The following is a 14,629-nucleotide window of genomic DNA, read 5'->3' on the forward strand; positions in this document are numbered from 1 at the left end:
ACCAGAACCACAATTTTCACCGTCTCTTATGAAAGCACTCTACCATTTACTAGTCTGTTTCGGCTTGCTAACCGGACTCACTACCTGCAAAGACCGCGATAATGATTCCGATTCAGCCGAACCGCTGGCCGTTATTGAAACCGCGATCCCAAACGGTTTAATTCCGGGTTCGGCCCTAACACTGAAAGGGCGAAATTTTCTGACCGTCACGTCGGTCAAACTGGCCAATACGACGATTCCGGCCAGTGACTTCATCCGCACGGCTCCCGACGAGTTATCTTTCAAAGTGCCGATGGGCACGACTGCTGGCAAAATCTGCGTAGTCAACCAGAACGGGCAGGGCGAATGGAAGGACATGGCCCTGATCACCAGCGGAGTATTAACAGCCGACAATGTGGGTGTAAACGTCGGCAGCCTGGTGCAGGGTTACTACAGTGATGCCTGTTCTCCGCAGTGGTTTATGTACTGTCTCAATGGATCGTGTCTAATCTATCGACGTCATACACGCACCGTACCAGTTGGTGCCCCTGCCGGAGCAACCTGTGAAAAATACTATTCTGTCGAACAGATTTCGGGCTCCAGCTATGAAGTATACCCGAACGAGAAGGTAACGCTGAAATTCGAGTTAAAAAAGAACAGTCAGGAATACACCGGTATGGTCATCATGGTCATGAATGGAACGACTTTTCTGGGTAATATGGTGAAGAAAGCAAGTGGCGGCAGTATCATCGGATATTCAGTTGCGGATGGTCAGACGCTGAAACTTTGCAACCCTTATCCCAATCCACCTTCTGGGTTTTACGGGCAGCCCGCACAGCTTTGTGCCGAGTTTAAACCCTGTACCAACTGCCAGTGACAACCAAAAATTCCCGTGAAAATCCTCTTCGTTTTCGGTATAGGCTTGCTGATGGTTACGAGTGGTTCTGCGCAGCAAAGCCGCCAACAACGGCTCGATTCGTTGTATACCGAACCTTTCCAGAATCCGACGGTATCGGCGGTTCTGTTGCCCCAGGGCTATGTGGAACTCAACAATACAGCCGCGCTTCAGACCACAAATCGGCTTTTCAACGGTGAATCCCGGCCTGAAAAGCTCAACGCGCGGGTCAGCACCTTCAGCGACCTGTTTCAGGTCACCTACGGTATATCTAAATCGGGCCGGTTTAACCTGGGCCTTGACCTGCTCTACAACCGGTTTCGAGTAGACCTCGACCCGGCTTCTGCGCCCTGGAAAGTTTTCGGTAGCGACTCGGCACTGTCGCAGGCCAGTTCCTTCAATACCCTCGGAGCGCGGTTTCGGTGGAAGCCCAAAGGCATTCCGGATGCCCGCCAGTTTGTGGTACAGGGGTTTCTTTACCAACCGATTTACAAACCGCGCGAAAGCCAGACGAGTTTCCGGCTTCAGGTGGTGACGGTTTTTGACCTGGGTCCATATATTTATCTCTATGCCCAAGCGGGTATAGGGTATGCCATTCCTAAAAATAACCTTTCCGGATCGTTATCCCTACCAGTCACAACGGTGTTGCAATACCAGTTAAAGCCCACCATTGGCCTGCTGGGTGTGATGACCCACGCAATGTCGTTTGGCAAAACCGGCGAAACATCTACCCGGCTCACCGCCTTCGGCACCCAACTCGGAGCCGGTTTGCAGGTTCAGCCTTCGCTGCGAATCGGCGTCAACGTTTTTTATACCCGGTATCTGCTGGGGAAAAATTCCGGTGCTTTCGATACGATTACACTGGGAATCCGCTCTATTATCTAGAAACGTTCAGAACTTAAAAAACGTCAATCGATGAAAAAAACGCCTGGTTTTCAGATAATTACAAAGGTGATAATTCTGATAAGTCTACTGGCCGGAAGCGTTTCTGCACAGGTCCAGCCCGACAGTGCAACGCAGTTCGTTATTGTAAAAGGAACCGTCGATTCAAGTTACCACCCGCGGGCCGGGGTGTTGATATCAGCCCAACGATCCGGCAAAACCACCCGGACGGATGGGGTTGGCAAATATGAATTGCTGATCCTGCGCACAGACACGCTGACGTTTACCTACTCCGGTATGCCAGTGCGCTCCTACGCCTTTTTCCAATTGACCGGTGATGTAGCCCTTTCGTTTGATCTGGTGACCGGTGAAGGGAAGCAAGTCGCCATCGAAAATGACAAGGGCGATGCCCAAACCGTCGATCAAAACGCGCTGCCGATGTTCCCCTGGCCGGTTCCGCAACCTTCCGCCCGGTATACCCTTGAAGACCGCTATTTCGCAACCGCCCGCACGCTCTCGCAGGTCGACAAGCAGCTTTCGGCCGCCCTGCAAAAAAGCCACTATCCAAGTTCTTCTTATTACCTCATTCCAAACGGCTTCGCGATGGTTAACCAGATTGAGCAGATTGAGCCGGATGGTGCACCAAAAGCCGATCCGGCCGAACGCTGGTCGTTGCAGGTGCAGCCCCTCCGAAAGTTTGATCTTGGCAATTACCTGCGCCTTCTTTTTACGTCGGCAACCGGCCATTTCCGGGTAGTGGTTTTTCTGGTAACCAACGTAATGACTCCGCCCAGCTCCTCTGAACCGGACTTGCCCATCGCGAAGGCTTGGCTCAACCGGGGAGGAGATTTTCTGCCGGAGGCAATCGGCAGGCAACCCTACGGAAGCGGTTATCACGTCACGGCACTGATTTATGAATTTCAGAAGCCCGAAAATGGCCACGCCCGTCCGGTCGATCCAAGCAAGAACTCCGGGCAAATACACCTGACAAAATCTAATTTTATCCCCAATTTAGGCCGGTAACTTATATGGAAAATGATCGAATTGCCAAATCAGATGCTCAAAAGAATCTGGCGGTTACATGGGTGGTTGCTACCGCCGTTTTAATACTACTTTTTTTCATTCAAACCCTGGTGGGGAATAAATATCCGGGCCAGAGCGACGAAGCCTGGGACTGGCTGATTCCACAGGTATTTCCCACGCTGACGTTGATGTTTGGCGTGATGGTTGCCCGGGCCCAATCGGCTAAACGCCGTGACATTGTCGTTCGTCGGTCATATTACCGATTGACACTGGGAGTAGTTATTTTCTACTTTATCATTCTCTTTGGCGTGGTTTTTACCGCACCCCTCGATTTTGCCTTCAACGAAACACCCGCCCTGGAACATCTAAAACGATCCACCAAAATTGTGAGTGTCGTGCAGGGCTGCGCTACAATCACCCTGAGTATTTTCTTCGTCAGTGAGGCCCCTGCCAGGTAGATTGGCGGGCCAGTTTTGCAAATGCAAGTCCCATTCTGCCCGGTCAAGGGGCTGGTTTGCGAACCCCGAATATAAAATCACTCCCCTTAATTATACTAGCAACTAACCACTAATTCCTATCTTTGGGATTCCATTTGAATCGGCCCGCTTCGAGCGGCTTTTTTCCAGTTGCTGTATGAAGATTTCCTATAAATGGCTCAATCAATTGATTAGCCTGAGTGAAAGCCCCGAAAACGTCGGTAAAATTCTGACCGATACGGGCTTAGAAGTTGAAAGTATCGAAAAAATAGAGTCTGTTCCGGGCGGTTTGGAAGGGGTCGTGATCGGTGAAGTGCTGACCTGCGAAAAACACCCCGAAGCCGATAAACTGAGCCTGACGACGGTCGATGCCGGTCAGGCAGCGCCATTGCATATCGTCTGTGGCGCTCCCAACGTGCGGGCCGGTCAGAAAGTGGTTGTTGCACTGGTGGGGGCCACCCTGCACCCCGTCAGTGGCGAACCGTTTACCATCAAAAAAGCAAAGATTCGGGGGGCGGCTTCCGAAGGCATGATTTGCGCGGAAGACGAAATTGGACTGGGAGTCTCCCACGCCGGGGTAATGGTGCTGGATACGGACCTGCCAAACGGAACACCCGCTGTCCGTTATTTTGGCCTGGAAGCCGACTACCAGATTGAAATTGGACTGACGCCCAACCGCGCTGACGCAGCCTCGCACCTCGGTGTGGCCCGCGACCTGAAAGCCGTGTTGCAGCGACCGGTTCAGTGGCCGTCGGTCGATGCGTTCAAAATTGACAACCAGAATCTGCCGATTTCTGTTACGGTTGACAGTCCGGAAGGCGCTCCCCGCTACGCCGGGTTGACCATCGACGGTCTGACCGTTGGCGAGTCGCCCGACTGGCTGAAGCTGCGGCTGCGGGCCATTGGTCTGAACCCGATCAACAACATTGTCGATGTAACCAATTACGTCTGCCATGAACTGGGCCAGCCGCTGCACGCGTTCGACGCCGACCAGATTACCGGCAATCAGGTGATTGTTAAAACCGTGGCCGAAGGCACGCCGTTTGTGACCCTCGATGGCATTGAACGGAAGTTGTCGGCCAACGATCTGATGATCTGCAACGCCAGCGAACCGATGTGCATTGCCGGTGTTTTTGGCGGTCAGCAATCGGGCGTAAAAGCGCAGACGACCCGGATTTTTCTGGAATCGGCCTTTTTCAGCCCAGCCTGGATTCGGAAAACTTCACAGTACCACGGCCTGAAAACCGATGCGTCGTTCCGCTTCGAACGCGGCACGGACCCAAACATGCCGGTTTTTGCGCTCAAACGGGCGGCCCTGCTCATTCAGGAAGTGGCTGGCGGAACCGTCAGTTCGGAAATCATCGACCTCTATCCCACCCCGGTTTCGGACCGTACCGTAGCGATTCGCTACAAGAACGTTGACCGGCTCATCGGCATTCCAATCGACCGGCTCGAAATCAAGCGGATTCTGGAAAGTCTGGATATTCAGATCAGTGACCAAACTGATCTGGGCTTCACGGCGCTGGTGCCGCCCTACCGCGTCGATGTGGAGCGGGAAGTGGATGTGATCGAGGAAATTCTGCGGATTTACGGACTCGGTAATGTCCCGCTTTCGGATCATCTCTCCTCAGATTTCCTATCGGAGTTCCCCGAAACCGATCCCGATCAATTGCAGGAACGCGCCAGCCAGCTTCTGGCGGCCAACGGTTTTTACGAAACCCTGAGCAACTCGCTGACTCGCCCGGCCTACCACGAAGCCATTCGGGCGAGTTTGCCAAACGCGGATGTGCAGTTGTTGAATCCGTTGAGTGAAGAACTCTCGGTGATGCGTCAGACCTTGCTGTTTTCCGGTTTGGAAACGTTGGTATACAACATCAACCGGCGGCAGAAAGACCTGAAAATTTTCGAGTTTGGCAAGACATACAGCCGCGACGGCGAACGGTTTTTCGAACGCCCACGCCTGGGAATCTGGATGGCCGGACGTCTGCAACCCGAAAGCTGGCTCACCGGAAACCAGCGTTCCGGCGAAACGGCCTTAAACTATCACGACCTTGCGGGTGTTGTACAAAAAGTTTTAACTTCGTTTCGGGTTAAAACAACTGATAACCAACCCGCTGACCCGGCTATCTTCCAGTATGGCTTGACCTTGCTGGTTAACAAAAAACCGCTGGTCTCGTTGGGTCTGGTAAAGGCTGGTTTAACGAAACGGGTTGAACTGAAGAACACCCCGGTTTTCTACGCAGACTTCGACTGGCAATACCTGTTGAAGTTATACAACGCCAAAGTGGTTTTCGAGGAAGTGTCACGGTTCCCGGAAGTTCGGCGCGATTTGTCGCTGGTGCTGGATACCGGCGTCACCTACGCACAAATCAGCCGACTGGCGTACCAAACCGAGCGGAAGCTGCTTCGGGACCTGAACGTGTTCGATGTGTACGAGGGCGAAAACCTGGAGCGCGGCAAAAAATCGTATTCGGTCAGTTTTATCCTGCAGGATGCCGGGCAAACGCTGAACGATGCGGTCATTGACAAAACGATGAACCGGCTGATGTCGGCTTTCGAGCGGGAACTGGGGGCCGTGATCAGAAAATAAGATTCGATGGGTAATTCCTTTCTGGTTCAGAAAGGAATCCGTTCCAACTGGTACTTTAGCCCGGAAATTTCAACGCAACCATGAGCAATACGTCGTCGGTTTTATCGCAACTGGACTCCTTCGAGGACAAGGCGAATCGCCTGGTCGAACTGGTCAAAGCGGGTCGGCAACGGATTAGCGAACTGGAGCAGGAGAACAGCGCCCTGGAGCGTGAAAAGGCCAAATTGACCAATGAGGTAGCAAAACATCAAAATCAATTGAGGCAATTGGAAAAAATGGTGAATAATTCATCAAAAGAGTTTTCTAAACCAACAAATATTCCTAAGATTGTAAATAACAAACACAATGACGCAGGGACTACTGCCGAATTGAAGCAACAGCTCACGGTTTACATCGAAGAATTGGATCGGTGTATTGCCTATTTGAGTGACTTGTCATAAATCACTTGCCGGAGGTTGGAAACGCCTGATGCGTTTTTGGCACCGGATGGACAAGCTGTACGGATGGAAGAGTTATTGTCAATAAATATCCGAATTGCAGGCCGGAACTACCCGCTTAGCGTTCTTCCAGAAGACGAAGAAACTGCCCGGGAAGCCGGACGTCTCGTCAATGAACGCTTTTTAGGGGAGAAGAATAAGAAAAAAAAGCGTGATGACATGGATATTCTGGCGGTAATTGCCGTCATGAATACCGTACGATGGCTAAACGCTCGCAGTGAAAAACTGGCGCTGCAAGAAAAGATAACACAACGGATAACCCGTTTAGACGAGTTAATTGACTCGACTTTAACTACTTAATTAGTGAGTAGAAAACTAAACGCGAAAACCGCCTTCTTCCCGTACTCCCGATGCTGACTGCCTGAACAGTCGGCTTGCTTTATTTCTTCGGCACTGTAGTGGTCTGTGAAAACTATATTTTTCACACAAACGTCTACGGACATGAATAAAATTGATTTCTGGGTGATGCTCCTGTCGGATATAATCTCGATCGCAGTGGGCATCTACATTGGCAGAAGGCTTCTAGGCCGCCTGTTTGCCCAGCGTGAGAAGGATGCCGAAACCCGATCGGCAGAGATCATCAAAAACGCCGAATTGACGGCTGAAAATATCAAGAAAGACCGCATTCTCGAAGCACGGGAAAAGTACCTCAAATTAAAAGCGGAGTTTGAAGAAGACACCAACCGGAAGAAGAACATTCTGATTACCAACGAAAACAAGCTCAAACAACGCGAGCAGCAGCTTCAGCAACAAGCCGACCAGAGCAAACGCAAGGAAGCCGAACTCGACCAGCAGAAACAACAACTGGCCCAGCAACAGGAAGCCATCGGCAAACGCCGGGAAGAAGCTGAGCGCATGCGCCTGCAACAGGTCGAAGCCCTGGAGAAAATTGCCAACCTCACCGCCGAACAGGCCCGCGAACAACTTGTGGATGCCCTGAAAGCCGAAGCCGATTCGCGCGCATCGTCCTACATCAAAAGTGTGGTGGAAGAAGCCAAACTGACGGCAACGAAAGAAGCCAAAAAGGTGGTGATCGAAACCATTCAGCGGACGGCCACGGAACACGCCATCGAGAACTGCGTGTCGGTTTTCAACATCGAAAGCGACGACATCAAAGGGAAAGTGATTGGCCGCGAAGGGCGAAACATCCGGGCGCTGGAAGCGGCTACGGGCGTTGAAATCATCGTCGACGACACGCCGGAAGCCATCATCATTTCCGGTTTCGATCCCGTTCGGCGCGAAATTGCCCGGCTGTCACTCCACCGGCTTGTTCAGGATGGCCGGATTCACCCCGCCCGGATTGAGGAAATTGTGGCCAAAACCCGCAAGAACATCGAAGATGAAATTGTCGAAATTGGCGAACGGACGGTGATCGACCTTGGGATTCACGGTTTGCACCCCGAACTGATCAAGATGATCGGCCGGATGCGTTTCCGCTCCAGCTACGGTCAGAACCTGCTGCAGCACTCCCGCGAGGTGGCCAAACTCTGCGCCACGATGGCCGCCGAACTGGGTTTGAATGCCAAATTAGCCAAACGCGCCGGATTGCTGCACGACATTGGGAAAGTATGGCCCGAAGAAGCCGAACTGCCGCACGCGGTTTTGGGGATGGAACTGGCCAAGAAATACAAAGAACACCCGGAAGTGTGTAACGCGATTGGGGCTCACCACGATGAGATCGAGATGACCACCCTGATTTCGCCCATTGTGCAGGTGTGTGATGCCGTTTCTGGATCTCGGCCGGGCGCACGTCGGGAGATGATGGAGTCGTATATCCGACGACTGAAAGAACTCGAAGAACTGGCGATGAACTTCCAGGGCGTTATCAAGTGCTACGCTATTCAGGCGGGTCGCGAACTGCGCGTGATGGTGGATGCAGAGAATGTTACGGACGAAAAAGCCAACACCCTTTCGTTCGATATCTCCCAGAAAATTGAAAAAGAAATGCAGTATCCCGGTCAGATCAAAATCACAGTCATCCGGGAAATGCGTTCAGTGGCATACGCGAAATAAGTGCTGGTTTACTGGTTAAAAGTTTAGGGTTTATAGTTGCTGACGCGGACTTTGCGTGAATGGCAACTATAAACCCTAAACTTTTAACCAGTAAACCGTTTTACCTCACCGGAAATCGCAGGGCGGGAACCGCCGTTGGTGTGGGAGCACCGGGTAACACGGCTTCATGTTTCAGGCTGTCGGGCAAAATCTTCACATCCAGCCCCAACTGTTTTTTCAGGCCTTCCCAGTTGTTACGGCCATCCTGATAGGCTGGGTTGACCATCATCGACATGTTGTAGAAGTACGAAGCGAGGTGGTAGCGACGTTCGTTCTGGTAAATCACGCCAAGGTTATTATAGGCCGGTGCATAATTGGAGGATGCCCGAATCGCCTGTTTGTAGAAATACACCGCCGAATCCCGGTTTGGAATCAGCTTCTGATACGAATAGGCAATCGAGAAAAAGGCTTCTCCGAAACCGGGGTAAATTTCCGTCGACCGTTGCAGGTGATAAATGGCTTTGTTGAAATAAAACCGCTTTTGCTTCGGGTCTTTTTCCTCCGCACACTTGTTGATCCACTCATTGGCTACGTGCCGATTGACCTGGCAACTGTTGGAAGCATATTCCAGGCCGCTGTTGAAAAGCGTGAAGTTATCCTTCCAGTCTTCATTCCGAACTACCGTCCGAAAACTGAACAACCCGCCAACCACCACACACAGGCCGATCAACACACCGTATCTTTTCAGCACCGGCGCACTGTCGGGCAAGTTCAGCCGTTTGGCCAGCAACAGATCCAGCCCGGCCACGACGGCAATTACAAAGCCCAGAATCGGGGAATACAAAAACCGTTCGGCCAGAATACCACCCCGGAACAGCACGAAGCCCAAACCGGGAGTCATGGTGATGAACATCCACGTCAGCCCGAAGCCCCAGAGTGACCGTTGCCAGAACCCTTTCCAGGCCAGCCAAACCAATCCACCGAAAGAGAATAGACCCAATAAAGTCTCCCAATCGCTCAGTTTACCGGAAGGAATGACGTTATACGAGTAGTCGTAGGACAAATGGAGCGGGAAAATGAGCAGCCGCGCATATTGGGCAAAAAATTTGAAGGTGGTCAAAAACTTCGTGTTTTCGAGCGCATACGGATAGTTAGCCCAGTCGACCGGCGGATTCCCGCTCAGGGTTCCGATCATTGTCTTTTTCTGCCAGAAAAATAGCGCGGTCACCACCAAAAAGGGCCAGATGCTGATGAGCGACTGAAAGAAATTCCGTTTGGCAAAGGTATACTGCATGATAACGATCAGCCCCAACCCCACCAGCGACGATTCTTTCGAGAGATACGTCAGATACATCCAGAAGGCCGAAAAGACAATCCAGCCTTTCTGCTGGGTTTCCAGGTATTTCCAGTAGGTCAGCATCACCAGCGTGATGAACAGGAAACTCAGCATTTCATCCCGGCTTTTGATGTTGGCCACCACCTCGGTATGAAGCGGATGCGCCATAAAGAGCAGCGCAATCAGGGTGGTCAGCACGGTGCGGCCCGGCAGCCATTTCTGCAACAGAATCACCAGAAACAAACCGGTCAGGGCGTAGATTCCTCCGTTGATCATGTGGCTAATGTGCGGATCACCGTTAAAATATTCTTTCTCCAGCGCAAAGGTGATGAGTGCCAGCGGGCGGTAATAGCCGAGCGAAATGTTGCTAAAATGCCAGAACTCGGTTTTAAGCAGATCCGGAATGCCTTCGATGCCCTTCTGGACGAACAGGTTCTGCGTAATGGCCGCAATGTCGTCCAATGCCAGCCCGTGGTTGAATGTGTTGGCGTAGAGGGCGAATCCGGCGACGGCCACCAGCAATGCCCAGGGCCATTGAATGGGCCGGGGTGTGAGTGGTTCAGGGCCGGTTGGGGGCGTCTGCTTAGTCGGGGAGGCTGCGGGGCGTGAAGCCGCCGTTACCGGGCGGGGTGTGGGCTTGGTTCCCCCATTGGGTGTAGGCCGAATGAAGGGTTTTTGACTCGACGAGGATTGATTCTTCTTGGACATACGAACGGGTCAGGTCAGTTTTTTGTAGCGATGGTATGTTTGTTTAGTAAAGCAACCTTTCATTTCGATAGTTATTTGTAAAATTGGCAAGATTCCACCAAATATCAATGAAGGATGGTGGGCGAATCCCAACAATTGATTGCTAAAGTCAGTTAAACCAGTACACTAAGTGGCCTGCAAATACCTTGCCGGGCGAGTTTCGGAAGTGGGTTTCCTGCGCCCGAACCCGACGGAATTGTCCATTTCCCGGAATGGGTATAAACCGGAAAAGAAATTCTATGGACGGTATTTGATCTTTTTTCTTATTTTTCCATTTCATTTCCATCCGGCTTCTGCCAGTTGGGCAACTGATCTGTTTTATATGGCATCCGCTTTTCTGGGCCTACGGACTATAATTTACGCGGCACCTGATTTACTCAACGCGAAAAACTGGTACTCGACCATCCTGGGCATTGATCCTTATTTTGACGAACCCTTTTACATTGGTTTTTCCGTGGGCGGCTACGAACTCGGACTCGATCCGGCGGCCAAACCCGCCGATGGCAGCACGATCACGTACTGGGGCGTGCCTGACATCGAAAAGGCCTGGGAACACCTGATCAGCCACGGTGCCAGTGTCCATTCGGGTATTGAGGAAGTGGGTGGCGACATTAAAGTCGCCAGTGTGAAAGACCCGTTTGGCAACGTGTTCGGAATTATTGAAAACCCGCATTTCAAGGCGGAGTGAGCTGAATTTGTATGCAAGAAAAGCCGTTTCCAGTCCATTCTGGAAACGGTTTTTTAATGCAATTCGCAAACCCTACAACCGCGAAATCCGCAGTACCTGACCTGGATAAATCAGATCCAGGCTTTTGAGCATTTGAATGCCTTTAATTATTATCGACACTCATACTCATAACCAGTTATGAGTATATTTTTATAATCATCGGCTGACTTGATAGCAATTTTCCTAACTACTTTCCCTTCCTTATCGAACATATATCGATACTCTGTGATATACTTATATCCTTCATAGTTCCCTGTAGTTCTTTGCCTGAGATTGCGATCGACCTCGCCGAAAAATGGAAATGGGTTAGGAAAATTAGCTTTTGTCAAAAAATATTCATGATCAATAGTAAACTTCCCGAACACTCCTCCTTCGCTTTCTATTTTAACTAAGTTACCATCAGAAATAATGATACCTGTAGAGCTATTATTATTTTTACGATGCACAAACCAATCATATTCAGTATAGATATAAGGTTCACCCATTATTATACCATTTTCATCCAAATCATAAGTTATGGTACGTGTTTGATCTGGAAATCCTAAATGGTCATACTTCTGGGTGAGTTTATTTGGAAAAGAATAATCAAAAGACCAGACATCAGCTCCTTTTGCTCCTCTGAGACCATAAAAATGCTCAACAAGCCTTTTCTTTGAATCGTATTTATATCTATGATAAACGTTAGTAGTTGATCCCAAAGCATATTTTTGACCATCAATAACAATAACATCAACAACTTTGGAAAAATCTGGATCCCAACTATATAATGGATCGCCTATTTTTAATTTTGAATCGGCATCTATTTTAGTAAAATCCACATCAAAAACTTCTTTTAGCAGACAGTTTTTATACGGATTCGCTGCCGGCTGTAAATGATCCTGAACACTACATGACTCAAGTATAATTAGTAAACTAATTACTGACAAGCCAAACCGGAGGGAGAAATTTAAGTCCATTATTTTAAAAAATGGGTGTAGACATTTCATTTTTAAATGTACAAACAAGTTTTTAAAAAATAAAAAGACGTCTCTGTTTGGAGACGCCTTCCTCTAAACTCAAGAAAATCTACAACCGCGGAATCCGCAGCACCTGACCCGGATAAATCAGGTCCGGGCTTTTCAGCATCGGTTTGTTGGCTTCGAAAATAATACCGTATTTCATGGCATCGCCGTATACTTTCTTAGAAATCGCCGACAGGGTATCGCCCGACTCGACGGTGTGGTACTGACCTTCAGGCTCCGGAGCCTCCACCACCAGGCGGTTATCGACCTGATGAACGCCTTCAACGTTTCCAACGGCCAACGCCAGTTTTTCGGCGTCTTCCTGCGTAGCGACTTCGCCTTCCAGCACCACCGTGTCGCCGGCGGTTTTCACCGTCAACTTCTTGTACGACAACCCGAGTTGCTTGACGTGGTTGAGCAACGCGCTTGCTTTGAGCGGCTCTACTTCCGCAGCCTTGGCCGGTTCGGCAGCCGGTGCTTCGTGTTCTTTACCGAAAACTTTTTCCCCTACACCTTTGAAAAAACTGAGCAGTCCCATGGATTTTGTGTGTTTGATTAACAATGAATTGGGTTTGAATAGAACAACTGCGAACAAGCCGGAACTGTTTGTCCGCCAAGCCTCGCAATCCTATTTTAGACGCTAAATGTATCAGTTAGTAATCAATTGTCGACAAATTATTTTGAAATCTATTTACGACTTGGCAGAGTTTTCCGTTCTTGTGGCAAGGAGTGGCGCAATGGAGCACCAAAACCGTAACGGCTTTATTCGGGATGAAACTAATTAGGGTCGCTTGCCTTGTCTTTCTGGTAGCCAGCAAAGCACAAGCTCAGGGCGGTATAGAGTTGGGAATCAGAGGGGGAGGCACTTTTACACACGGGTATACGGTTATTCCGGCCCAGACGCTGTCGCCGGGTCTGGAACTTCCCCGGATCCGAAATTCCAACAACGGCATTGGCATCGGGTATTTCGGGAGCGTGTGGGCGCGCAAACACTTTGACCGGTTTTTCCTACAGGCCGAAATCAGTTATTCGTCACTTGCGCTGAAACAGAAAGCCCCCATCGACCGCATCGACGTGGCCGCAGCAACGGAGTTTGGCGTCAACCTGCCCAATATTCGGCCCGGAACTCTTTACGCCCGGTTGAATACCACCACTGAACCCACTCTCACTTCGTTGAATGTTCCCCTGTTTATTGGCAAACAAGGGAATGAAGGCAAATGGCGTTTCTACGGTGGCCCTACTTTTCTGTTCACTTTGAAGGCAGAAGCAGCTCGAACCGCATCTGGCAGGGTTGAAGCCAGTTCCAGTTTGCCGAGCTTCACCATTTCAGAGGTTTCCGACCAGGTTGATCTGACCAATCCGGATCAGGCCGGCATTCTACAGGTAAAAACATTTAATTTTGGGGCTGAATTTGGCGCGGGCCTTACACTCCTGAAACGGCTTGAAGTCGATGTCCGCTACGGATTACCCGTAGGGGGCGTTTTCAACGACAGCGGGATTACCGGTTTTATCGGGTACGTGACGCTAACGCTGGGCTATAAACTGGCTCATTTCTGAGAAATATTTGATTCCGGACGCAAAAACAGGTGTTTCTGCGTCCGGGGTAAAAATTCACATAAAGGCCTGACCCACTTCGCGGAGTAGATCGATGACGGGCAAAACCGTACGCCCTTTTTCATTAAGACTGTACTCCACCCGGGGCGGAACTTCACCAAATGACTGCTTGTCGACCATTCCCAGTTCGACCAGTTGTTTCAATTCATGAACCAGCACTTTCTCACTGATTCCGGGAACCCCTCGCTTAATTTCTCCGTATCGCAGGGTTTTCTCGCGGAGCAGATGGATGATAATCAGCCGCCATTTTCCACAAATAACTTCAACTGCTTTCTTGATAATCAGTTCGGTAGAGATAATTTCTTCGCTTGTTTGTTTTAGTTCGGGTGTCATTGGTTAATAGTACTTACCTTTTGGTGGGTAAACCACTGATTAATAGATTATTATGTGCAACCGAAACAAAAATACAGCATTAACAACTAAGATGGAATGAGTTCTGAAAAATGATTTTCAATTTGGAATTAAGTCATTTCACGGGGGTCAATAAAGCGGTTACCTCGATCTCTACCAACAAATCTGGATCGATCAAAGCACTCACCTCAACCATGGAAGTTGCGGGCCGAATGTCCTTAAAAAATTCCCCATGCGCCCGTCCCACATCTTCCCATTTTGAAATATCCGTAACGTACATCCGTGTACGCACAACGTCGTTCAGCGTTGCACCAGCCTCCGCCAGCACCTTGCTGATTTTTTGCAGTATAAACCGGGTTTGTTCGTAAATGTTATCGCGACCAATCAAGTGGTCGCCGTCCATAGCGGTAGTACCCGAAATTTCGATTAGATTGCCGACACGAACGGCACGACTGTAACCGACCACCGGCTCCCAGGGTGTGCCGGAAGAAATGAGTTGACGAGAAGACATGATGAGTT

The 14,629-nt window shown here is 50.1% G+C and carries 15 protein-coding genes; 10 read left to right on the forward strand and 5 right to left on the reverse strand.

Annotation, left to right across the window (positions count from 1 at the left end; all coding sequences use genetic code 11):
- Positions 1–28 precede the first annotated feature (28 nt).
- From FH871_RS00765 to rny, 8 genes are all read left to right on the forward strand, one after another.
- Positions 29–856, forward strand: coding sequence for a hypothetical protein (locus FH871_RS00765; protein ID WP_138989439.1), 828 nt, complete (start codon positions 29–31; stop codon positions 854–856).
- A gap of 15 nt (positions 857–871) precedes the next feature.
- Entirely contained in the window at positions 872–1,759 is an 888-nt protein-coding gene (locus FH871_RS00770; RefSeq protein WP_138989440.1) for an outer membrane beta-barrel protein, read from the forward strand.
- A 30-nt stretch (positions 1,760–1,789) separates the two neighbouring features.
- Entirely contained in the window at positions 1,790–2,779 is a 990-nt protein-coding gene (locus FH871_RS00775) for a hypothetical protein (RefSeq protein ID WP_138989441.1), read from the forward strand.
- Positions 2,780–2,784: 5 nt separating this feature from the next.
- Positions 2,785–3,237, forward strand: coding sequence for a hypothetical protein (locus tag FH871_RS00780; protein ID WP_138989442.1), 453 nt, complete (start codon positions 2,785–2,787; stop codon positions 3,235–3,237).
- Between the two features lie 175 nt (positions 3,238–3,412).
- Complete coding sequence (gene pheT / locus FH871_RS00785) at positions 3,413–5,845, forward strand: phenylalanine--tRNA ligase subunit beta (RefSeq protein WP_138989443.1); 2,433 nt, start codon at positions 3,413–3,415, stop codon at positions 5,843–5,845.
- Between the two features lie 80 nt (positions 5,846–5,925).
- Positions 5,926–6,285: a hypothetical protein gene (locus FH871_RS00790; RefSeq protein ID WP_138989444.1), complete on the forward strand. Its 360-nt coding sequence runs from the start codon at positions 5,926–5,928 to the stop codon at positions 6,283–6,285.
- Positions 6,286–6,300: 15 nt separating this feature from the next.
- Positions 6,301–6,642, forward strand: a complete 342-nt coding sequence (locus tag FH871_RS00795) for a cell division protein ZapA (protein WP_138989445.1) — start codon at positions 6,301–6,303, stop codon at positions 6,640–6,642.
- A 141-nt stretch (positions 6,643–6,783) separates the two neighbouring features.
- Positions 6,784–8,355, forward strand: a complete 1,572-nt coding sequence (gene rny, locus FH871_RS00800; RefSeq protein WP_138989446.1) for a ribonuclease Y — start codon at positions 6,784–6,786, stop codon at positions 8,353–8,355.
- 100 nt (positions 8,356–8,455) lie between these two features.
- Here the strand turns inward: rny and FH871_RS00805 are convergent, their stop codons facing one another.
- On the reverse strand, positions 8,456–10,378 hold the full coding sequence (locus tag FH871_RS00805; RefSeq protein ID WP_212768190.1) for a tetratricopeptide repeat protein: 1,923 nt from the start codon (positions 10,376–10,378) through the stop codon (positions 8,456–8,458).
- A 169-nt stretch (positions 10,379–10,547) separates the two neighbouring features.
- On the opposite strand from FH871_RS00805, the gene FH871_RS00810 reads away from it, so the two are divergent.
- On the forward strand, positions 10,548–11,105 hold the full coding sequence (locus tag FH871_RS00810; RefSeq protein ID WP_229316912.1) for a VOC family protein: 558 nt from the start codon (positions 10,548–10,550) through the stop codon (positions 11,103–11,105).
- Positions 11,106–11,254: 149 nt separating this feature from the next.
- Here the strand turns inward: FH871_RS00810 and FH871_RS00815 are convergent, their stop codons facing one another.
- Both FH871_RS00815 and lysM read right to left on the reverse strand, forming a co-directional pair.
- Positions 11,255–12,100: a hypothetical protein gene (locus FH871_RS00815; protein ID WP_138989447.1), complete on the reverse strand. Its 846-nt coding sequence runs from the start codon at positions 12,098–12,100 to the stop codon at positions 11,255–11,257.
- Positions 12,101–12,209: 109 nt separating this feature from the next.
- Positions 12,210–12,683, reverse strand: a complete 474-nt coding sequence (gene lysM / locus FH871_RS00820) for a peptidoglycan-binding protein LysM (protein ID WP_114405577.1) — start codon at positions 12,681–12,683, stop codon at positions 12,210–12,212.
- 233 nt (positions 12,684–12,916) lie between these two features.
- Here lysM and FH871_RS00825 point away from each other — a divergent pair, with 233 nt between their 5' ends.
- A complete protein-coding gene (locus FH871_RS00825) occupies positions 12,917–13,702 on the forward strand; it encodes a porin family protein (RefSeq protein ID WP_138989448.1) in 786 nt (261 codons plus the stop codon).
- A 54-nt stretch (positions 13,703–13,756) separates the two neighbouring features.
- On the opposite strand, the gene FH871_RS00830 is transcribed toward FH871_RS00825, so the two are convergent.
- Together FH871_RS00830 and FH871_RS00835 are read right to left on the reverse strand one after the other, a co-directional pair.
- A complete protein-coding gene (locus FH871_RS00830; RefSeq protein WP_138989449.1) occupies positions 13,757–14,092 on the reverse strand; it encodes a helix-turn-helix domain-containing protein in 336 nt (111 codons plus the stop codon).
- Between the two features lie 133 nt (positions 14,093–14,225).
- The gene (locus tag FH871_RS00835) at positions 14,226–14,621 is read right to left on the reverse strand and encodes a RidA family protein (RefSeq protein ID WP_138989450.1); all 396 of its coding nucleotides are present in this window, start codon (positions 14,619–14,621) and stop codon (positions 14,226–14,228) included.
- Positions 14,622–14,629: the final 8 nt, after the last annotated feature.

The organism is Larkinella sp. C7 (genome assembly GCF_006149005.1).
Lineage (GTDB): Bacteria > Bacteroidota > Bacteroidia > Cytophagales > Spirosomataceae > Larkinella.